This is a genomic window from Pseudomonas sp. UBA3149 (assembly GCF_002364655.1).
Lineage (GTDB): Bacteria > Pseudomonadota > Gammaproteobacteria > Pseudomonadales > Pseudomonadaceae > Chryseomonas > Chryseomonas luteola.
On the sequence record NZ_DEYV01000006.1, the window covers coordinates 75,520 to 95,723 of the forward strand.

Annotated in this window: 16 protein-coding genes; 6 read left to right on the top strand and 10 right to left on the bottom strand. The window is 58.5% G+C overall.

What is annotated here, in order from left to right; all coding sequences use genetic code 11:
• Positions 1–133: 133 nt before the first annotated feature.
• On the bottom strand, positions 134–1,672 hold the full coding sequence (locus B3729_RS03980; RefSeq protein WP_074821513.1) for a sigma-54-dependent transcriptional regulator: 1,539 nt from the start codon (positions 1,670–1,672) through the stop codon (positions 134–136).
• A gap of 184 nt (positions 1,673–1,856) precedes the next feature.
• Between B3729_RS03980 and B3729_RS03985 the strand changes: the two genes are divergently transcribed.
• The 4 genes from B3729_RS03985 to B3729_RS04000 all read left to right on the top strand — a co-directional run bounded on the left by B3729_RS03985 (position 1,857) and on the right by B3729_RS04000 (position 5,633).
• Positions 1,857–2,291 carry a MarR family winged helix-turn-helix transcriptional regulator gene (locus B3729_RS03985; protein ID WP_010796670.1) on the top strand — a complete coding sequence of 145 codons (435 nt, stop codon included), beginning with the start codon at positions 1,857–1,859 and terminating at the stop codon, positions 2,289–2,291.
• 209 nt (positions 2,292–2,500) lie between these two features.
• The gene (locus B3729_RS03990; RefSeq protein ID WP_010796669.1) at positions 2,501–2,917 is read left to right on the top strand and encodes an organic hydroperoxide resistance protein; all 417 of its coding nucleotides are present in this window, start codon (positions 2,501–2,503) and stop codon (positions 2,915–2,917) included.
• 46 nt (positions 2,918–2,963) lie between these two features.
• A complete protein-coding gene (locus B3729_RS03995; RefSeq protein ID WP_286787115.1) occupies positions 2,964–3,983 on the top strand; it encodes an alpha/beta hydrolase in 1,020 nt (339 codons plus the stop codon).
• 210 nt (positions 3,984–4,193) lie between these two features.
• Complete coding sequence (locus tag B3729_RS04000; RefSeq protein WP_286787116.1) at positions 4,194–5,633, top strand: MFS transporter; 1,440 nt, start codon at positions 4,194–4,196, stop codon at positions 5,631–5,633.
• A 52-nt stretch (positions 5,634–5,685) separates the two neighbouring features.
• Here B3729_RS04000 and B3729_RS04005 read toward each other — a convergent pair whose 3' ends face one another.
• The 9 genes from B3729_RS04005 to gabP all read right to left on the bottom strand — a co-directional run bounded on the left by B3729_RS04005 (position 5,686) and on the right by gabP (position 18,174).
• Positions 5,686–6,726, bottom strand: a complete 1,041-nt coding sequence (locus B3729_RS04005) for a threonine aldolase family protein (RefSeq protein WP_286787117.1) — start codon at positions 6,724–6,726, stop codon at positions 5,686–5,688.
• Between the two features lie 71 nt (positions 6,727–6,797).
• Complete coding sequence (locus tag B3729_RS04010) at positions 6,798–8,606, bottom strand: aminopeptidase P family protein (RefSeq protein WP_286787118.1); 1,809 nt, start codon at positions 8,604–8,606, stop codon at positions 6,798–6,800.
• A gap of 303 nt (positions 8,607–8,909) precedes the next feature.
• Positions 8,910–9,098, bottom strand: a complete 189-nt coding sequence (locus B3729_RS04015) for a hypothetical protein (RefSeq protein ID WP_010796664.1) — start codon at positions 9,096–9,098, stop codon at positions 8,910–8,912.
• A 122-nt stretch (positions 9,099–9,220) separates the two neighbouring features.
• Positions 9,221–10,159: a LysR family transcriptional regulator gene (locus B3729_RS04020; RefSeq protein ID WP_286787119.1), complete on the bottom strand. Its 939-nt coding sequence runs from the start codon at positions 10,157–10,159 to the stop codon at positions 9,221–9,223.
• 247 nt (positions 10,160–10,406) lie between these two features.
• Complete coding sequence (locus B3729_RS04025; protein ID WP_112297945.1) at positions 10,407–13,460, bottom strand: efflux RND transporter permease subunit; 3,054 nt, start codon at positions 13,458–13,460, stop codon at positions 10,407–10,409.
• Positions 13,457–14,530, bottom strand: coding sequence for an efflux RND transporter periplasmic adaptor subunit (locus tag B3729_RS04030; RefSeq protein ID WP_286787120.1), 1,074 nt, complete (start codon positions 14,528–14,530; stop codon positions 13,457–13,459). Before B3729_RS04030 ends, B3729_RS04025 begins: the two co-directional genes overlap by 4 nt.
• Positions 14,527–15,624 carry an efflux RND transporter periplasmic adaptor subunit gene (locus B3729_RS04035; RefSeq protein WP_409438602.1) on the bottom strand — a complete coding sequence of 366 codons (1,098 nt, stop codon included), beginning with the start codon at positions 15,622–15,624 and terminating at the stop codon, positions 14,527–14,529. Before B3729_RS04035 ends, B3729_RS04030 begins: the two co-directional genes overlap by 4 nt.
• A 403-nt stretch (positions 15,625–16,027) precedes the next feature.
• Positions 16,028–16,243, bottom strand: coding sequence for a DUF1127 domain-containing protein (locus tag B3729_RS04040; RefSeq protein WP_010796659.1), 216 nt, complete (start codon positions 16,241–16,243; stop codon positions 16,028–16,030).
• 518 nt (positions 16,244–16,761) lie between these two features.
• Positions 16,762–18,174 carry a GABA permease gene (gene gabP, locus B3729_RS04045; RefSeq protein WP_150348211.1) on the bottom strand — a complete coding sequence of 471 codons (1,413 nt, stop codon included), beginning with the start codon at positions 18,172–18,174 and terminating at the stop codon, positions 16,762–16,764.
• A 244-nt stretch (positions 18,175–18,418) separates the two neighbouring features.
• Between gabP and B3729_RS04050 the strand changes: the two genes are divergently transcribed.
• Both B3729_RS04050 and B3729_RS04055 read left to right on the top strand, forming a co-directional pair.
• Positions 18,419–19,186 (top strand): phytanoyl-CoA dioxygenase family protein, encoded by a 768-nt coding sequence (locus B3729_RS04050; protein WP_286787122.1) that lies wholly within the window; start codon positions 18,419–18,421, stop codon positions 19,184–19,186.
• A 146-nt stretch (positions 19,187–19,332) separates the two neighbouring features.
• Positions 19,333–20,091: a hypothetical protein gene (locus B3729_RS04055; protein ID WP_286787123.1), complete on the top strand. Its 759-nt coding sequence runs from the start codon at positions 19,333–19,335 to the stop codon at positions 20,089–20,091.
• Positions 20,092–20,204: the final 113 nt, after the last annotated feature.

Here is a 20,204-nt window from a genome sequence, read left to right on the forward strand (position 1 = left end):
GCACCGCTCATCCTTGAGAAACTAATGACAGCCCCTCCATGGAGGTCCGTCGCGAACGGTCTATGGCTCATAGACCAGCAAGACGCGGACGAATTCGCCCAGGTCTTCAAACAGTGTCCTTGTAGAAAAACACTCAGCTCTTGCCGGGAATGCCATACTTGCGCAGCCGGTGGGCAATGGCGGTGTGAGAGGTCTTGAGACGGGCCGCCAGTTGACGACTGGATGGATAGTGTGGGTAGAGTTTTTCGAGCAGGGCTTTCTCATAGCTTGAGACTGCCTCATCCAGGCTGTCTACCTCGCCATCTACCTGCCGTGCGACTTCCGTGCCGGCAATATCCAGATCGCCAATATCCACCACGGTGCTTTCGCTGATGGCCGCCGCCCGGAAAATGACATTCTGAAGCTGCCGTACATTGCCGGGCCAGCGATTGCTCAAAAGTGCCGGATACGTTCCCGGCGCCAGTCGGCAAGGGGGCCGCTGGATCTGGGCGCAGGCCTGCTGCATGAAATGCCGGGCCAGCACCAGAATATCCTGCCCACGCTCACGCAGCGGCGGCACGTCGAGATTCAGGACGTTGAGTCGGTAGAACAGATCCTCCCGAAAGGTCCCTTCGGCAACGCGCTTTTCCAGATCCCGATGCGTGGCACTCAAAATACGTACATTGACCTTCAGTTCGCGCTCACCGCCCACCCGGCGAAACGTACCGTCAGACAAAAACCGCAGCAACTTGGCCTGAAGATACGGGGACATCTCCCCAATCTCGTCGAGAAACACGGTGCCTTTGTCGGCCAGCTCGAGAAGACCGGGCTTGCCGCCGCGCTGGGCACCGGTGAACGCACCCGGTGCATAACCAAATAGCTCGCTTTCCGCGAGGCTTTCCGGCAGAGCCGCACAGTTGAGTGCTAGAAACGGCGCATTGCGACGAGGGCTGACCGTATGACAGGCCCGCGCTACCAGCTCCTTACCAGTCCCTGTCTCACCCTGAATCAGCAGCGGTGCATCCAGCGCCGCGACTCGCTGGGCGCGGGCCTTGAGCGCACGTATCGGTGCCGAGTCGCCCAGGATCGATTCGAAGCCTTCGGCCGGGTCATGGCGCAGCGCTGAAAGACGGGCTCCGATCCGGCTGGGGGCGTAAAGCGTCAGCAGCCCACCGGCTAGCCGCTGGGCGTTGCCTTCGGCAGCCTCGCTGATTGGGGTCGAATCCAGCAGGAGTGCCTGCCCGCGCAAGGTGACCTCGCGCATGGGAATCCGAAAGGCCTGCTCCAGCAGTTCCCGCTGCAAGGCTGGATCATCGAACAGCGTAGCCACCGTCGCGCCTTGGGGCGACGGGTCGTCCACCATGGCGGCAAAGGCCGGGTTGGCCAACAGAATGCTACCTTCGCGGTCCACGGCCAGAACCGGGTCGGCCATGGCGGCAAGCAAGGCATCCAGATGCAGCGTACGGCGCTGCCCCGGCAAGATATCCACCACTCGGACAGCCTGTACCCCACGCACCGTGAGCAGTGCACCACGCAGCTCTTCCAGTACCTCGGCACTCAGAGTCGGCGCATCGATGTAGACATTAGGCGGCACCATCTCGACTGCATCAAGATTGAGGTTGCGCGCCCCCAGAAGCGCCAGCACTTCCTGGGTAATGCCGACACGGTCGATAAAACTGACGTGGATTCGCATGGGGTGAGCGGGGTCTCGAACAGGTATAGCCAAGGGCAAGCCCGTATCGTACCGGATGCCACTTCCCCATGGGCACCCAACCCCAGAATTCCTTGTATTTATTGTTGCTCCGCCTGGCGAAGCGTCTACGCTAGAATGATGGCTCTTTTTTATTAGCCGGGCCGTCCTGCGAGACCTCCATCCTATGAAAGACGAAGACCGTTTGAAACTTGATCAGCAGCTCTGCTTTGCCCTGTATTCCACCTCCCTCGCCATGACGAAGGTCTACAAGCCGCTCCTGGAAGCCGTCGGCCTGACCTATCCGCAATACCTGATGATGCTGGTGCTCTGGGAAAGCGACGGTCTCACGCTCAAGGAATTGGCCAAACGCCTGCATCAGGACTCCGGCGCGCTGACGCCAGTACTCAAGCGGCTCGAAGCGGAAGGCTATGTCACCCGCAAGCGCAGCCTTCAGGACGAACGCAACCTCTCGATCGAGCTGACGGCGGCCGGGAAGACCTTGCGTAAGAAAGCCGAAGAAATCAACGGCTCAGTACAACTGGCCTGTGGCCTGGGTAATGATGACATGGGGCAGCTTCGGTCCAGCCTGATCAAGCTACGCGACAGCCTGAATCAATAAAGGCATGCCTAAGCGGCCGCACCACTGACGCGCCCTCCAACCCATGGAATAACCGTTCGTCGGACTCATAAATAAATACTTTGCGCGATAATCAATATCGGAATAACTTAATTCCTGTAGACAACGCGGTAACGAGCAACGACTTCCACGTCGTTTTTTAAAGACCAAATGATTATCGCAATAATCAAATTAATCCGAGGACGATGCACATGAACATTCTGTACAAGACTTCCGCAACCAGCACCGGTGGCCGTGACGGTCGTTCCATCAGCGCCGACGGTATTCTCGATGTAAAACTGGCTACCCCAAAAGCGCTGGGCGGACAAGGCGGCGAAGCAACCAACCCTGAGCAGCTGTTTGCAGCGGGTTACTCGGCCTGCTTTATCGGCGCCATGAAATTTGTAGCGGCCAAGGAAAAAGTGGCGCTGCCCAGTGATCTCAGCGTGACGGCAGAAGTCGGTATCGGTCCGATCCCCACCGGCTTTGCCCTGGACATCGAACTGCGCGTCAGCGTGCCGGGCCTGGATCGTGCCAAAGCCCAGGACATCATCGAGAAGGCCCATCAGGTCTGCCCATACTCAAATGCCACCCGCGGCAACGTGGATGTACGCCTGACCCTCGTCTAAGCCTGACGCGGGACGCCCCAGCGCGGCGTCCTTGGAGAACCGGATCATGAAAATGCTTGCTCAGCTGTTCACTGTTTCTGCCCTTTCCCTGGTCGTTGGTCATGCCCTGGCCGCAGATGACGCCGGCCTTGAACGTACCACCCAAGGTTTTCTGAACACCTTGAACCAGAGCGGGGGTAAGCCTCTCGAGCAACTTTCGCCCAAGGATGCCCGTGCTGTCCTGACGGGTGCCCAATCAGGCGTGAAGGTCGATCTGTCCAACGTAGAGGTGAGCGAGAAGACTATTACCGCTGATGGGCAGAGGATTTCGCTGACCATCGTCCGACCTGCCGGTGTCACCAAGGCACTGCCGGCGTTCATGTTCTTCCACGGTGGCGGCTGGGTGCTGGGTGACTTCCCCACTCACCAGCGTCTGGTGCGGGATCTGGTGGTCGATTCGGGAGCAGTGGCCGTCTTTGTGAACTACACGCCTTCGCCTGAGGCGCGTTATCCGGTAGCCATCAATCAGGCCTATGCCGCTACCCGCTGGGTCGCCGAGCATGGCAAAGAAATCAACGTAGATGGCTCTCGCCTGGCTGTCGCAGGCAACAGCGTAGGCGGCAACATGGCGGCAGTTGTCAGCTTGATGGCGAAAGAGCAAGGCACGCCCAAGCTCCGCTATCAGGTGCTGCTCTGGCCTGTCACCGATGCCAACTTCGACACCGGCTCGTATGACACCTATGCCGAAGGGCACTTCCTGACCCGCAACATGATGAGGTGGTTCTGGGATAACTACACCACCGATCCCAAGCAGCGCCAGGAAATTCACGCCTCGCCGCTGCAGGCCACGACTGAGCAGCTCAAAGGCTTGCCGCCCGCACTGGTCCAAACTGCAGAGTACGATGTACTGCGCGATGAGGGTGAGGCATACGCCCGCAAGCTTAATGCAGCCGGGGTGGATGTGGTGCAGGTCCGCTACAACGGCCTTATCCATGACTACGGCTTACTCAACGTCTTCCACGACGTTCCTGCGGTACAAAGCGCCATCACCCAGGCGGGTGATGAATTGCGCAAGCATCTGAAGTAACAGACAGGCCCCTGGTTCGGAATGACTCCAGGGGCTCTGCTCTTTTTTATTATTGCGAACAAGATGCTCAAGAAAAGCAGAATTCACCAATTTCTTCTGAAAACCTATGCTTAGGTGTCGCAAACATCCTTTCCAACCTTATCTTTAGCAACCTAAGATCAGCGCTACTCTCCTAGGATGAGCATATCGCCCTTCTGTGGATGTTCGCGCATGTCCTCTTCTTCGCTCACGACAGGTTCATCGGTTGCCGACACCGAAGCGTCTGCTTTCTCCAACCGGCGTGCCGCCGAAATTTCGGCACGGATCGACCGGCTACCCGCCACGGCAACGATCTGGCGACTAACCGCCCTGCTTTCCATCGGCGGTTTCTTCGAACTGTACGACCTGTTCCAGACCGCCTATATCAGCCCTGGCTTGATACGCGCCGGACTGTTTGCCACTGGCAGCGCCGGTGTATTCGGTATCGCCGACCAGGCTGCGTTCGCTTCGGCAACCTTTCTGGGCCTGTTCGTAGGGGCAAGCCTGCTGAGTCCCATCGCAGACCGTTTCGGCCGCCGGCGCATCTTTACCTTTGCGCTTATCTGGTACACCGCGGCTACGGTGCTCATGGGTCTGCAAAGCACAGCACTAGGCATTATCGTGATGCGGTTCTTCGTCGGTATCGGCCTGGGAATCGAGCTGGTCACTATTGACGCCTATCTATCCGAACTGGTGCCCAAGCGCATTCGTACGTCAGCCTTCGCCTTTGCCTTTTTCGTCCAGTTCCTGTCCGTACCCGCGGTCGCCCTGATGTCGGCCTGGCTGGTGCCGCAGGACCCTTTCGGAATTTCCGGCTGGCGCTGGGTTGTACTGGCCAGTGCAGTATTCGCCTTGTTTATCTGGTGGCTGCGCTCACGCCTGCCCGAGTCGCCCCGCTGGCTCGCGCAACGTGGCCGTCTGGACGAGGCGGATCAGGTTTTGTCGACCCTGGAAACGCGTTGTGCCAGGGACATCAAGGCCCCGCTTCCCGAGCCGCACGTCGAAGCAGTTACGTTCGAGACCCAGGGGCGCTTTACCGAAATCTGGCAGCCGCCCTACCGCCGGCGCGCCCTCATGCTGATCGTCTTCAACATCTTCCAGGCGATTGGATTCTTCGGTTTTGGTAACTGGCTTCCAGCCTTGCTGTCTGGCCAGGGCGTCAGCGTTACCCACAGTCTGACCTATGCCTTCGTGATCAGTCTGGCCTACCCGTTGGGACCTTTGTTGTTCGTAAAGATCGCCAACCGTTTCGAGAACAAATGGCAGATCGTGGGTTCATCAATCGGCACCATGCTGTTCGGCACCCTGTTCGCGTTTCAAAGCTCAGCCACTGGTCTGATCGCATGTGGGGCGATGATCACCCTGTGCAACGCCTGGCTGACCTTTAGCTTCCACTCCTACCAGAGCGAGCTGTTTCCCACGCCCATTCGTGCTCGAGCTGTCGGGTTCTGCTATTCCTTCAGTCGCCTTTCCACGGTCTTCAGCAGCGTGCTGATCGGCCTCTTTCTCCAACACTTCGGTACGCCGGGCGTGATCACGTTTATCGTGACCAGCATGCTGATCGTGATGATTACCATTGGTGGCTTCGGACCCAAGACTCGCAATCTGGCGCTGGAAGATATCGCGCACTAACAAAAACGCCGTACAGGATCGCTGTACGGCGTTTTCAAGAGCGCAGGCCCGATCAGGCCTGCATGGCGTCGCGGATATCCTGAGCCAGCTCACGTACGCGGGACTCCTGAGTGTCCCAGGAACACATGAAACGGGCACCACCGCTGCCAATAAAGGTATAGAAGCGCCAGCCACGGGCACGCAACCGCTCCAGTGCCGGCTCGGAAAGCTGCAGGAACACCGAGTTGGCCTGCACCGGAAACATTAGGCTCAGCCCGGGCACGTCTTTCACCAGATCAGCCAGGAGCTGGGCGCAGTGGTTGGCGTGTTCGGCATAACGCAGCCAGGCATTGTTTTCGAGAATGCCGACCCACGGCGCGGAGAGAAAACGCATCTTCGACGCCAGCTGACCAGCCTGCTTGCAGCGGTACTCAAAGTCTTCGGCCAGGTCACGGTTGAAGAACAGGATCGCCTCGCCCACCGCCATGCCGTTCTTGGTTCCACCAAAGCAGAGTACGTCAACGCCGGCCTTCCACGTCACCTCAGCCGGTGTGCAGCCAAGGCTTGCCACCGCGTTGGAAAAGCGCGAGCCGTCCATATGCAGACGCAAGCCGAGGTCGCGGCAGGTATCGGCTACTGCATTCAGCTCGTCGAGGCTATACAGCGTGCCAACTTCCGTGACCTGGGTAATGCTGACCGCTCGGGGCTTGGGAAAATGAATATCCTTGCGCTTGGTGGCAATCTGGCGAATGGCATCAGGCGTCAGCTTGCCCTGGGTAGTGGGGGCCAACAGGAGTTTGGAGCCGTTGGAAAAGAACTCCGGGGCACCGCATTCGTCCGTCTCCACGTGGGCCGTCTCGGCGCAGATCACGCTGTGATAGGACTGGCACAGGGCCGCCAGGGCCAGGGAGTTTGCAGCAGTACCGTTGAAGGCAAAGAAGACTTCGCAATCGGTTTCGAACAATTCGCGGAAATGATCTGCGGCGCGGGCCGTCCAGGCATCATTACCATAGGCGGTATCGTGCCCGTGATTGGCTTCGGCCATGGCCGCCCAAGCTTCCGGGCAGATCCCTGAGTAGTTGTCGCTGGCGAATTGCTGACTATGGTCGTTCATGGGTATTCCTTGAGAACCACCCCAGGAAGCCCGCTTGTGGCCGACTTCCATGGCGGTAAATAAACGGACGCTTATAGCGGCCGGGTTCGAGTGTCCAACCAATCGCGCGCCGCACCGCTGACCAGCGGACGGACACGCTCACGCACCTCGGCGTGGTAGGCGTTCAGCCAGGCGATCTCATCTTCACGCATGAGCGTACTGTCGATACAGCGGGTATCGATCGGGCACAGCGTCAAGGTTTCGAAACGCATGAACTGGCCGAACTCGGTTTCAGGCTCGGCCACGTTGAGCAGCAGGTTCTCGATCCGCACGCCCCACTGCCCGGGCCGGTAGATACCGGGTTCGTTGGACGTGATCATACCTTCCCGCATGGCACTGTTGGGGGATGGTTGACCATAGAACGTGATGGATTGCGGCCCCTCGTGTACGTTCAGGAAGTATCCTACCCCATGCCCGGTTCCATGACCGTAATCGATGCCCGCTTCCCAGATGGGCGCACGGGCAATCGCATCGAGCATCTGTGACGCGATGCCTGCCGGAAAACGTGCTCTGGACAATGCGATCATGCCCTTGAGTACACGGGTGAAGTCACGCTTCTGCTCGTCGTTGGGCGTGCCAATGGGCACAACGCGGGTGATATCCGTCGTGCCTCCCAGGTACTGACCGCCGGAGTCGATCAGCAGGAGGCCGTCGCCCTCGATAACAGAATGTGCCTCTTCTGTTGCATGGTAATGGGGCAGCGCCCCCCCTGCGTTATAGCCTGCAATAGTAGAGAAACTCAGGGAGACAAAATTGGGGCGGCGTGCACGGGCAGCGGTCAGCCATTCATCCACCGTCAGCTCGGTCACCCGCTCTCCAGCCTCAAGTGCCGCCTCGAACTGGGCGAAGAATTCGCACAAGGCCGCGCCATCCTGCTCCATGGCCTCACGCACATGCTGTGCTTCGGCTGCCGTCTTGCGGGACTTAAACAGAGTGGATGGATTAATCGCCTCGATGCGCTTGACGCTGGAGGGCACGCCTTCCACCAGGCCGTAGGTGACGCGCGCCGGATCGACCAGCAGATTTGACCCGGCAGGCAGCGCCGCCAGAGCACCATGGGCCGCGTCATAGGCGGCCAGCTGGATACCGGCTTCGTTCAGTGTGCGCTCAAGAGCCGTCGGAATTTTCCCGGCACCCACGAACAGCTGCACCTGACCCGGCCCGATCAACGCATGGGCCAGAAAGACCGGGTTATAGGACACATCGGCACCACGCAGGTTGAACAGCCAAGCAATATCATCCAGGCTGGAAATGAAATGCCAGTCAGCTCCCTGCTCGGCCATGGCCTTGCGTACCTGCTCCAGCTTTTCAGTGCGGGATACCGGTGCGTATGGCGCCTCGTGAGCGTATACCGGCGCCGCAGGCAGTGCGGGCCGCTCGGGCCAGATACGGTCGATCAGGTCGATGGTGGTGCGTAACGAAATGTTCTTATCGGCAAAAGCCTTGCGCAGCGCCTCGGCGGCACCCAGCGACAGCACAACCCCATCCACCGCCACGGTGCCACCCGTCGGTACATGCTCGGCCATCCAGTCGATGTGGGCCTGCATGCCGCCAGCCACCAGCTTCATCAGTTCCACGCCCGAACCTGCCAGCTCAGCCTGGGCCTGTTCCCAGTAGCGGCTGTCCGTCCAGACGCCAGCAAAATCCTTTGCCACGATCAGCGTACCGGCCGAGCCCGTGAAACCCGATAGCCATGACCGCCCTTGCCAACGCTCGGGCAGGTACTCCGACAAATGCGGATCGGCGGACGGAATCAGGCAGGCATCGACGCCCTCTTCATGCATGACCTGACGCAAGGCGGCCAGACGATCAGGAATGGAAACGAGGTCTTGATGGGACATGTACTCTCCGGTAGGCAAGGGATGCAGTTGAAGCAGTCCTGCAATAAATACCGCAGATATAAAAAAGCCGCATCAAGGGATGCGGCTAAAACATGAAAAACCAAAGGAGCAGAATGGTTTTTCCTTGAGAACCTGCGCTATCGACAAGCAGTTGCGTCACGCCTGAAGGCAATGGAAATGCACATCCTCACACCGTGAGCATGGTCCATAAGGGGGAAACTTCTGGCAGTGGCGGAAACGCTCCGAAAACGAGCAGGTCCTGAAGACGACGTTTGGCGCGGCGGGCGCCTGGGCCAAACGGGATTAACGCTGGGAAACCTGCTGGTCTTGCTGGGCTTTCTGAGTCTGTTGCGCCTGCTGGAAGCGCTCCATGACAGCGTGGTTCTGGTTGACGAGCTTGTAGTTCTGCTCGTAGGAATCACGGGCAAAGCTCACCTGGGTAAAAGCAACAGCAGATACAGCAAGAATCGAGGCAGTAAACAAACGTAACATGATGAACTCCTGACACCCTTGGATTGGGTTCATCACTAGGATAACGCGTAACAATTATTGAAAAATATCGCCTGGGTACATAGAGATTTACCAATTGCGCAAGTATTCCAGGCGAGGCAGGCTCAGATGGCCCAGTAGGAATGCATGGCTACGATGTCATCGTCGTTGCTAAACCGTCTGGGTAGCTCTTCCTTGAGGATATCCACCCACGCCTTGATCTTGGCATCCAGGAAGCGTCGGGACGGATACAGCGCATAGACACTGCGCTCACGCAGGCGATACTCGGGCAATACCCGCACGAGTCCGCCTTCCCGCAAGGCCGGTGCAGCAATAAAGCTGGGCAACAGGCACAGGCCGAGTCCGGCCTTGGCCGTATTGGCCAGTGCATCCGCAACATTTACCTGATAGATCGAGCGGGGCTTGATCGACGTTTCTTCGTCCGGCTTGGTAAATACCCACTCCTCGGGAAATGTCGGGTCCTGAAGCAACAGGCACGTGTGCTGGTCCAGATCGCGCGGATGATGGGGCGTGCCCCACTTGGCCAAGTAATCGGGCGAGGCACAGACGACGCTATAGACCTCACCAAGCCGTTGGGCGACCAGTTCTGAGTCAGGCAAATTTCGATCCATGGTAATGGCTACATCGTAGCCTTCTTCGATCAGGTCAGGTCGATTCTGGGACAGCGTGAAATCCAGCGTGACATCGGGATAGCGCTCAGCATAGAGCGCCGCCAGAGGCGCCAGGTGTTCGGTTCCCAGTCCAGTCAGGGAGTGTACGCGCAACCGGCCGGAAGGCTTAAGGTGTGCACCACTGGCCTCAGCCTCGGCTTCGGCTACCGAATCGAGAATGCCCCGGCAGCGCTCCAGATAGCGCTTCCCAGCCTCCGTTAGCGCCAGCCGGCGGGTAGTACGGTGCAACAACCGTGTTTGTAGATGCGTCTCCAGGTCGGAAATCACCCGGGAAACCTGCGCCGTCGATAAGTCCAGCAAGGCCGCAGCGGCCGTAAAACTGCCCGCGTCGACCACCCGGGTAAAAATCCGCATGCCTTGTAACGTATCCATTATTGTTGCCTGCTCCGTAACGCTGTTTCGCTTAGCAGCCTATTTATTTCCAGATGTTACGCTTTTATTCTTGTCCATGTGAGCTGCAGTACTGCCGGTGCTCTTCTCGTTAGCCCTGACGAGAATCTTTTAGCACTGGGTTTCTCCCTCCCGTACCCTGCTGCAGCTCCGGAGATAGCTCCTTGTGGCATGCTGGAACCGCCCGACCCCTCCGGGGCGGTTCAGCTGCCGTTTTTTCCTTCTTTCCTTATTGCGCTTTGCTTGGTTCGCGGATGCGATACCAGGTCACGTATAACGCTGGCAGGAATAGCAGCGTGAGTAGGGTTGCTGCCACAATGCCACCGATCATCGCATAGGCCATCGGCCCCCAGAAGACCTCACGGGCGATGGGAATCATGCCCAGACTGGCGGCGGCGGCTGTCAGCAGAATCGGCCGACGTCGATGATTGGTCGCCTCGATGACCGCATCCCAGGGATGACGCCCATCCTGCTCAAACTCATCGATCTGGGTTACCAGGATGACCGAGTTGCGGATGATGATCCCGATCAGCGCCAGCACCCCCAGAATGGCCACGAAGCCCAGCGGCGTTCCCGTGGGCACCAGCGCCAGTACGACCCCGATCAGCCCCAGCGGCGCCACACTGGCAACCAAAAACATCTTCTGAACGCTCTGGAGCTGAATCATCAGGAACGTGGCCATCAGGAACAGCATGAGCGGGATTACGCTTGCAATAGGCTTTTGCGCCTTGCCGCTTTCCTCTACGGTACCGCCTACGTTGACCTGATAGTTGAGTGGCAGGTTACCTTTGAACTCATCGATCTTGGGCTGAAGAGCCTTGATCAGATCCGGCGCCTGGATAGAACCCTCGATAGTGGCCTTAAGCGTAATGGTTGGCTGGCGGTTACGCCGCCATACCAGCGGCTGCTCCATCTCGTACCCCACCGTGGCAAAAGATTTGAGCGGAATCGAGGTGCCCGAGGGCGTCACGATCTGCAGGTTTTCCACGGTCTCGATAGAGCTGCGCTCGGCATCTTCAGAGCGCCCTACCACGTTGACGAGGTAGATGCTGTCACGCACCTGGGTAATGGGCGTACCACTCACCACGCCGTTCATGATTTGGGCCACGTCCTGGGACGATAGCCCCAGCTGGCGGGCACGGTCCTGGTTCACATCGATTTTCAGCATCCGCCCCGGCTCGTTCCAGTCGAAAAGGATATCGCTGATATGCGGGTTGGTACTGATGGCGCTGGCCAATGCCAGCGCCTGCTTACGCACCTCGGAAATGCTTGGACCACTGACGCGATACTGGATCGGCCGTCCTACTGGCGGCCCCATCTCCAGAGGCTGTACATACCCATCGAGCCCGACAAATTCGTTCTTGAGTCGCTCCTTGAGTTTGGGGATCAGCCGATTACGGGCTTCCAGGTCCTTGCTGACAATAACGACCTGTCCATAAAACGGGTTATTGAGCTGCTGATCCAGCGGCAGGTAGAAGCGCACCGCGCCCTGTCCTACATACGAACTCCAGCGGGCAATGTCTGGGTCTCCCTTGAGGGATGCCTCGAAACGATCCATTTGCGCACGGGTTTCCAGCACGGAGCTGTTCTGCGGCAGGTTCAAGTCCACCAGAATTTCCGGCCGATCCGAGGACGGGAAGAACTGGTTCTGCACGAAACGCATGCAGAACAGCGCGGCCGCAAAGAGCAACACCGTCATGATAATGGTCAGCCAGCGGTGCCGCATGGACCAGACCAGCGAGCTCTGGGACCAGCGCGCCAGTCGTCCCGGCCCCTTTTCCTTTTTATGCTTGAGCGACTTGGGTAGCAGGTGCACGCCCATCACCGGTGAGAACAGCACCGCCACGATCCACGACAGGATCAGCGCCACGGCAATTACGGCAAACAACGTAAAGGTATATTGGCCGGCGGTACTCTTGTTGAGGCCGATAGGCACGAATCCCGCCACGGTGACCAGCGTGCCGGTCAGCATCGGAAAGGCCGTGTGGTCATAAGCGTAGGTGGCCGCCTTGTGGAGCGAGTCGCCCTCTTCCAGCCGGGTCACCATCATCTCGACGGTGATCATGGCGTCATCCACCAGAAGGCCCAAGGCAATGATCAAGGCACCCAGGGAGATCCGCTGCATGGTGATACCGCTGTATTCCATGAACAGAAACACCATGGCGAGCACGAGAGGGATTGAGCAGGCCACCACCAGCCCGGCACGCAGACCCAGGCTGATAAAGCTCACCACCAACACGATGATGACCGCCTCGAACAGCGCATGGGTAAAGCTGCTGGACGCCTTCTCCACCACCTCGGCCTGGTTGGACACCTGATGCACGCCCACCCCGACCGGTAGCTCACCGGTAATCGCCTTCATCCGTTCGGACAGCGCCGCACCAAAGGTCTGCACGTTGCCACCCTTGCGCATGGCAATTGCTAGGCCCAGGGCCGGCTCGCCGTTGAAGCGGAACAGGGATGTAGGCGGATCGGCGTAATCCCGGTGGATGGTGGCCAGATCAGCCAGACGGTAGAAGCGGTCATTGATCCGAAGGTTGACAGCCTCCAGATCTTTCTCTGACTTGAATTCACCGGAGGTACGTACCGAAACGCGTTCTGGACCGGCCTCGATTACGCCGGAGGGCGTCACGGCATTCTGTGCCTGCAGGCTCTGCATGATCTGTCGCTGATCGAGCCCCAGTGCTGCCAGTTTACGCGTCGAGAAGTCGAGGTAGATGACCTCGTTCTGCGCCCCCATGAGCTCAACCTTACCCAGGTCCGGCACTGCGCGGATGTCCAGGCGCACCCGCTCTACGTAATCGCGCAGCTGCCGATACGAGATACCGTCGCCAGTAAAGGCATAAATGCTGCCGAATACATCGCCGAACTCGTCATTGAAGGCCGGTCCCTGTATCCCTTGCGGAAACTGCCCCTGGATATCGGAAATCTTCTTGCGGACCTGATACCAAATATTGGGGATTTCCTTGTCGCTGGTGGTATCGCGCAGGTACACGAACACCGTGCTCAAGCCCGGCCGGGTAAAGCTCTTGGTGTAATCCAGCGAATCCAGCTCTTCGAGTTTCTTTTCGATCCGGTCGGTGACCTGCTCCAGGGTTTCCTGGGTGGTCGCGCCCGGCCACTGGGTCTGGATCACCATGGTCTTGATGGTGAACGAGGGATCCTCTTCGCGGCCAAGGTTGAAGTAGGAATAGGTTCCCATCAACAGCGCGACAAACATGATGTACCAGATAAAGGACTGGTGACGCAGCGCCCAGTCAGAAAGGTTGAAGGATTTCATCAGCGCTGTTCCACATCCATTTTCACGTCTTGTCCAGGTTTGAGGCTGTGTACGCCGGCCGTCACGACCCGCTCGCCCGCGTTCAGGCCGTTATCGACCGTAATGCTCCGCTCATCTCGGGTCAGCACATGGACCTCGCGCAGTGAAACGGTTTTGGTATCAGGGTCGACGATCCAGACGTACGTCTTGCCATCCTGCTTGAGCAATGCATTGGCCGGCAGCTCGGTAAGTTCACGGGGCGCATCATTGGTCAGCGTTACCGTTACCAGCGAGCCCAGGCGGAACGTTGGGGGCAGTTCGGCCAGCGTGAGTCGTACCCTCCGGGTTCGCGTCATGGCGTCGGCCTGAGGCGCCAGCTCACGGATGCGGCCGGTGGTAGAGACCGAAGGCTCCAACTGCGAGGTGATGGTAAACGTCGTGTCAGCCGGTAATGTCTCTGCCAACCCCGCCGGCAGGTCTACAACCGCCTCCTTTACTTCGGGACGCGCCAGGGTGACTACCTGCTGACCAGGGGATACCACCTGCCCGGTTTCGGCATGCCAGGCCGTGATCACACCATCGAAATCGGTATACAGCTCGCTGTAGGAGAGCTGGTTGCGGGCCTGATCCCGGGCGGCCTGGGCACGATCACGTGCAGCGCGAGCCGTATGCAACTGGGCCATGACCTGATCCAGCTGCGCCTTGGACCCGACACCCTTGGCATACAAGGCCTGCTGCCGCTTGGCATCGGCCTCGGCGTCCATCCACTGGGCCTGAGCCTGGGCCAGATCACCCTCGCTGCTGCGGTAAGCATTCTGCTGATCGGTCGGGTCCAGCGCAGCCAGCAAGGTGCCTTTCTTCACCACATCGCCTACATCAGCCTTGCGCTGGGCAATGCGCCCGCCTACGCGAAAGCTCAAGGTTGATTCATACCGTGCCTGAATATTCCCGGTAAAGGCACCGAGCGCGCGTGCCTGCTGGGGTTTGGCCTCAACGAACAGTACCGGGCGGACCGGAGGCGGTGGCTCCTGCTTGTCGGAGCACGCGGCCAGCAGCGCCACGAGGCCCAGTAGAAGAACACGTATCCTGCTCATGACGACGCTCCCTGTTGAGCCTTAGCGTTATCACCAGGGTGGATGGCAGCAGGCTGAACAGGGGCCGCATGATCCGTGACCTCGACGACTTCGACCTTGAGTCCGTCATAAAGCAGCTGACCACCAGCCGTCACGACGCGGTCATCAGGTGCCAATCCATCATCGATCATGACCTGTCCGGTGATGTACCGGGCAACTGTCACCGGTTTGAGGTGGGCGCGGTTGTCAGCGTCCAGTACCCACACGGCGGGCTTTTCCACGGTGCCATTGAGCGCTGTCCAGGGCAGCACAACGCGCTGCTTGCCTGGCGTACCCAACGACGCCGTAACGGTTGTCCCCAGCGCCATCTGCGGCGGGACCTTGTCGAGCAGCACCTTCACACGCACGGTACCGCTCTGCTGGGAAATGACCGGCGAAACCTCGCGTACATGGCCGGTAGTGCGCACCGTCGGATCATTCAACAGGGCGACCTCGATAGGCTGGTTGCCCGGATCGCGGGCAAGTAACGATTCCTGCACATTGAAGACGGCATCGCGGTCGCCCTCCTGCGCCAGGGTAAAGATCGGCATGGATGCCTGAACGACCTGCCCGACCTCGGCCTGCCGCTCGGTGATTACGCCGCTGGCGGCCGATACCAGATTGGCATAACTGAGCTGCTTGCGTGCATCGTCCAGCTGAGCACGCGCAGCACTCAAGGCACTTTCTGCACCCTTCAGGGCAGCCAGGGCCTCGTCATATTGGCTTTGGGTGGTGTAGCCCTTGGGCATCAACGCCTTTTGCCGTTCGAACTGCACACGGGCAAGGTTCGCCCTGGACTGCTGGGAAAACACCTGCGCTTCAGCGGCGGCTACGTTGTTGCGCTGATCCTGCGGATCGAGACGGGCGAGGACCTGCCCCTGCTTGACGTGATCACCCACATCGACCAGACGCTCATTGATCTTGCCGTTGATACGAAATGACAGTGTGGTCTGGATACGCGCCTGCACATCGCCTGTCAGGGTGGTGGTAGTCGCTACCTCTTCCAGGGCTACACGCTGGACTCTTACGTGAGGAGGATTGGGGGCCGGTTGTGAATCGTCCGAGCAGCCTGCCATACCGGTCAGGGCCGTCCCTAGCAGAAACAACGCGGAAGTGCGCTGAAACAGGGGTCTAGCGCGCCGCGAAAAGAAAAGCATTGCCAATTAACCTCCCTCACAGTCCATATGCATGCCAGCAGTCGACGTGGCGATTTACCCGCGAGTCGTCCATCAAGGTCTGCTGCGCAGGGGTTGTTCTGGTTATAGGCGACTGACTTTAAGCCTCAGGCAAGGTTCCGGCAATTCAATAGAAGCCCGGGCACGGTGCTGAAAAACGCGCACGCAGGAAAATCCGGCAAGGCAAGAGGCCGGCTAAATAGAGAGGAAAGAGAAGAAAAACGCGGGAGGGATGTCATGGGAGCCGCTATCGATGACGGCTCCCGACAGGTCTTGCCGGTTACGGTGTGCGTAACCGTAACACTTAACGCCAGAACGGCTTGTGCAGTTCTTCGTAACGCTGGGCTTCAGTGATACCGGCGTCGGCCAGCATACGGGCATCCAGGCGGGCCAGCTCGTTGCGGCTGACGATACGACGATGCCAGACCGACAGCGTTGTCAGAACGCGCAGCACCAGCGAAGTATTGGATTTAGAAGCGTTTGAAGCGGTGAATGAGTTGGAACGTAGGGTGTGTTCCATGATGCTTTCCTTCCTGCTTATGACAGGTAGCTAACTATTTAAGATGCGCACATTGTCGTGCCGCGGAAGTGTTACCGCCATAAACAGTCAGGAAGAATTGTGCAGGAGCAGAAGCGAAAAAATAGAAACTGTTATGGTCCAAATTGGGTCAATCTGTAACGCAACGCACCATAAATGGGCATTTCTGCGTTACCGATGGAAACAAGACCTGCGTTTTCATAACAGCATGGCGCGTTTGGCGCCGAGAGATAATCCTTTTTTACCCAAGCGCCGCAGAAATGTCTACCTTTTTGCCGCTTCGTCTCAGAAAAAAGCCCTGAAACGGTGCGTAGATCTTTCTGACAAGACTTGCCACTATGCCGAGAACAACTGAACAGATCAGGCAGTCTCGCACGGTATAAATCAGACGTGCCGGCGCTACAAAAAGGGAGTAGCTATTTACAAAAAGGGAGTAGCTATTAATGAAGAAATCCAGAAGGAAAGACCGGTAACGAGCCCTCGTTACCGGTCCTGGAGGATCAACGGCTTTGCGAGGCCGTCATCAGGGTAGCGTTGCTACGATCCCTGGCGCCTAGCCAGGAACCGATGGCAACCACAACCAAGGCCAGCAGGCCGGTGGCCAGGATTTCCATGCGGTGCGCTTCTGTCATTAGCATGATACCCAGCGCCATGATGATGAAGCCGATCACCAACCAGGTCAGCCAAGGGAACAACCACATGCGGCACTCGATGGGCTGACCACTTGCGTTCAGCTTGCGACGCATGCGCAGCTGCGACACGGCAATCACCAGATAAACCAGCAGGGCCACTGCACCAGAGGTTGCCAACAGGAAGCTGAACACGGCCTCCGGCATAGTGAAGTTGGCGATCGTTGTTGCAAAGCCCACAGCAGTGCTCGCCAGAACGGCGGCACGCGGCACACCGCCGGCAGCCGTCCGACCAAAGGCCGCCGGTGCATCACCCCGGCGGCTCAGGGAGAACAGCATGCGCGATGCCGTATAAAGCGCCGAGTTCAGGCAGCTGGCCACCGCGACCAGCACCACCAGATCGACGATCAACTTGGCGTGGGGAATAGACAGAAACTCCAGCGCACGCTGGTAGGAGCCTACCACCGGAAGTTGCGGATCCTGCCAGGGCACGATGGAGATGACCAGGAAGATCGAGACGATATAGAACAGACCGATACGCCAGATGACCGAGTTGGTCGCCTTGCCGATCTGCTTGGAAGGGTTTTTCGACTCGGCCGCAGCAATGGTTACGATCTCGGTACCCATGAAGCTGAACATGGTGGTCAGCAGTGCCCCGATGACGGCATTGAAGCCGTTGGGCATGAAGCCGCCATGGGCAGCCATCAGCGTACCCAGGCCGCTGACTTCGCGCCCTGGCAGTGCTCCGACCATGGCCACTGCACCCAGTACGATGAATGCGATGATCGCGAGTACCTTGAGCAGCGCGAACCAGAATTCAAACTCACCATACTTGGCGACGCTGAAGAGGTTGGTCACCGTCAGAAAGGCTGTAATCGCCAGCGCGAACTGCCAGGTGGCGATTGCCGGAAACCAGGCATTGAGGATGGCCGCAGCCGCCACCGCTTCGAGCGGAATCACCAATACCCAGAACCACCAGTACAACCAGCCGATGGTAAAGCCGGCCCAGCGTCCGATGGCCTGATGGGCATAGGACGAAAAGGAGCCGGTATCTGGCGAGGCCACGGCCATCTCACCAAGCATTCGCATCACCAGCACCACAAGGGTTCCAGCCAGGGCATAGGCCAGCAGTACGGCAGGCCCTGCCGCGGCGATGGCATGACCTGAGCCCACGAAAAGGCCGGCACCGATAACACCGGCAATGGAAAGCATGGTGACGTGGCGCGGTTTCAGCGCCGGGGAAAGGGAGGTTCCATCCGAAGAAGACTGTTTCGTTATTGTCATAATAGTGCCTGTCACTTGCTGAAATGATTTAGCGCAAGGCTAAGTAACCCTGCCATATCAGCGATACTTGGACGGCTTTTCAACTCTATAAACGACGTTTCCCTGGCTCTAGCGAGGAATCAGTCACAAAAATGTCGCATATATGACTTATTCAACAGGCCTGCGACACCATGAAGCATTGCCTTCAGGTGCAACCCGAGCCACGTGGCAGGTTCTAATGAAGCACCGTCCATGAAACGTCGCCATGAATCCGCTTCCTGCCCATACGGCTATTGATCATCGCCTGCAGGCCATGCACGAACAGGGTTTCGTCTTGCTGCATGGCGTGCTGAGTCCCGCTCTGGTCGACGAAGTCCGCGCGGCCATTGATCAGCTGGAGCCCATCCACTGGGACTACACCGGTCTCGTTGACCATTACAAATGCGTTTTCAATCGCGATCCCGTATGGCTGCCTTACCTGGATCTGCCCGGCGTGATCGAACTGGCCGAAGCGTCCCTAGGCGAAGATTGCCATATCATTGGGCAGACAGCCTGGCGCTGCCATCCTGGCTTTATCGGCGCAGACCTGCACGTGGATTACCTGGCGATGACATTGCCCCGGTCCCTGCTGGCAGACCCGACATTTGAACTGCCCATGCAGATCTGTACCGCCCAGGTCTATCTGGATGAGATCACCGAGGACCTGTGCCCGACGCTGGTCATTCCAGGCAGCCACCGTGCAGGTCGTAAACCACTGGAAGGCGAGACAAACTGGCAAGACCGGGAGGCGCAGCCGGTGCTCTGCCAGCCGGGCGACGTACTGTTTCTGCGCAGCGAACTGTGGCATGCCGGCAGCCGCAACCGCACCCGTGACCGGACCCGCTATCTTCTCCAGATTCATTATGGCCGGCGCATGGTGGCTCAGAAGTTCTCACCTTACCTCGCCTGGCAGTTCAATCCGGCGGTACTGGATGCCTGTACGCCCCGACAGCGACGTCTGCTCGGCGAGCATGAACCGGCAGAATACGACTGAGTTGACGCCGAAATATTCTGTTACACGAATCGTTGATGTGCTTTTGACCGATTTTTGACCTGCTCCCCTGCACCTTAGGGCCTCTGAAGTGCCATCCATGCGCTCAGCTTTCTCTCCCCCATCGAGCCCTTGAGCAGGGAACAACAATGAACAAACTTCCACAGATTACCCTTGCATTCTGGGTCATGAAAATCTGCGCCACGACATTGGGCGAGACGGCCGGTGACCTGCTGTCAATGACCCTGGATATAGGCTATGCCTTGAGTTCCCTGATTCTGATCAGTGCGTTTTTGGTCACCTTGATTGCTCAGCTATCAGTCAAACGCTACATCCCCCCGCTGTACTGGGCGGTGATCCTGTCTACCAGCACGGCAGGCACGACCATTTCCGACTTTATGGATCGAACCCTGGGGCTGGGCTACGCCACCGGTTCGGCCGTGCTGATCATGATCCTAATCGCAATTTTCGTGCTGTGGCGCCTGAGCGGTACATCGTTCTCGGTCGACAGGATCCATACCTTCAAAGCCGAGCTGTTCTACTGGGTTACGATTCTGTTCTCTAACACGCTGGGTACCGCCCTGGGTGACTACTTGGCCGACGACTCGGACCTGGGTTTTGCGGGGGGAGCGCTGCTGATTGGCAGCATTATCGGTGTGATCGTACTGGCCCACTTTTTCACACGCCTCTCGACCATTCTGCTGTTCTGGATGGCGTTTATTCTCACCCGTCCGTTTGGCGCCACGCTGGGCGACTTCCTGACCAAGGCGCATGACAAGGGTGGGCTGGATTTGGGTACGGTCGGCTCCTCTGCCATCCTGGGCGCCATTCTGATGATACTCGTGATCGGTGCCTGCGTGGCGCAAAACCTTCGTGCGCGTCAGAACGCTTTACCGGCTGCCCTTTAGCCCGGCGCGCCTCGAGTCTGCACAAAGGTTCGAGGCTTGCTGGTTCACGCTTTTGCGATATCGCCCCGTGGACGAGGAGTAGAAGCGACCAATGACCGGTCCCACCTGTATCG

Coding starts and splice junctions, on each gene's coding strand:
- B3729_RS04000 (WP_286787116.1), top strand. CDS start 4,194: ATGTCCTCTTCTTCGCTCACGACAGGTTCATCGGTTGCCGACACCGAA.
- B3729_RS03980 (WP_074821513.1), bottom strand. CDS start 1,672: ATGCGAATCCACGTCAGTTTTATCGACCGTGTCGGCATTACCCAGGAA.
- B3729_RS04030 (WP_286787120.1), bottom strand. CDS start 14,530: ATGAGCAGGATACGTGTTCTTCTACTGGGCCTCGTGGCGCTGCTGGCC.
- B3729_RS04005 (WP_286787117.1), bottom strand. CDS start 6,726: ATGAACGACCATAGTCAGCAATTCGCCAGCGACAACTACTCAGGGATC.
- B3729_RS04040 (WP_010796659.1), bottom strand. CDS start 16,243: ATGGAACACACCCTACGTTCCAACTCATTCACCGCTTCAAACGCTTCT.
- B3729_RS03985 (WP_010796670.1), top strand. CDS start 1,857: ATGAAAGACGAAGACCGTTTGAAACTTGATCAGCAGCTCTGCTTTGCC.
- B3729_RS04020 (WP_286787119.1), bottom strand. CDS start 10,159: ATGGATACGTTACAAGGCATGCGGATTTTTACCCGGGTGGTCGACGCG.
- B3729_RS03990 (WP_010796669.1), top strand. CDS start 2,501: ATGAACATTCTGTACAAGACTTCCGCAACCAGCACCGGTGGCCGTGAC.
- B3729_RS04010 (WP_286787118.1), bottom strand. CDS start 8,606: ATGTCCCATCAAGACCTCGTTTCCATTCCTGATCGTCTGGCCGCCTTG.
- B3729_RS03995 (WP_286787115.1), top strand. CDS start 2,964: ATGAAAATGCTTGCTCAGCTGTTCACTGTTTCTGCCCTTTCCCTGGTC.
- B3729_RS04035 (WP_409438602.1), bottom strand. CDS start 15,624: ATGGCAGGCTGCTCGGACGATTCACAACCGGCCCCCAATCCTCCTCAC.
- B3729_RS04015 (WP_010796664.1), bottom strand. CDS start 9,098: ATGTTACGTTTGTTTACTGCCTCGATTCTTGCTGTATCTGCTGTTGCT.
- B3729_RS04055 (WP_286787123.1), top strand. CDS start 19,333: ATGAACAAACTTCCACAGATTACCCTTGCATTCTGGGTCATGAAAATC.
- B3729_RS04050 (WP_286787122.1), top strand. CDS start 18,419: ATGAATCCGCTTCCTGCCCATACGGCTATTGATCATCGCCTGCAGGCC.
- gabP (WP_150348211.1), bottom strand. CDS start 18,174: ATGACAATAACGAAACAGTCTTCTTCGGATGGAACCTCCCTTTCCCCG.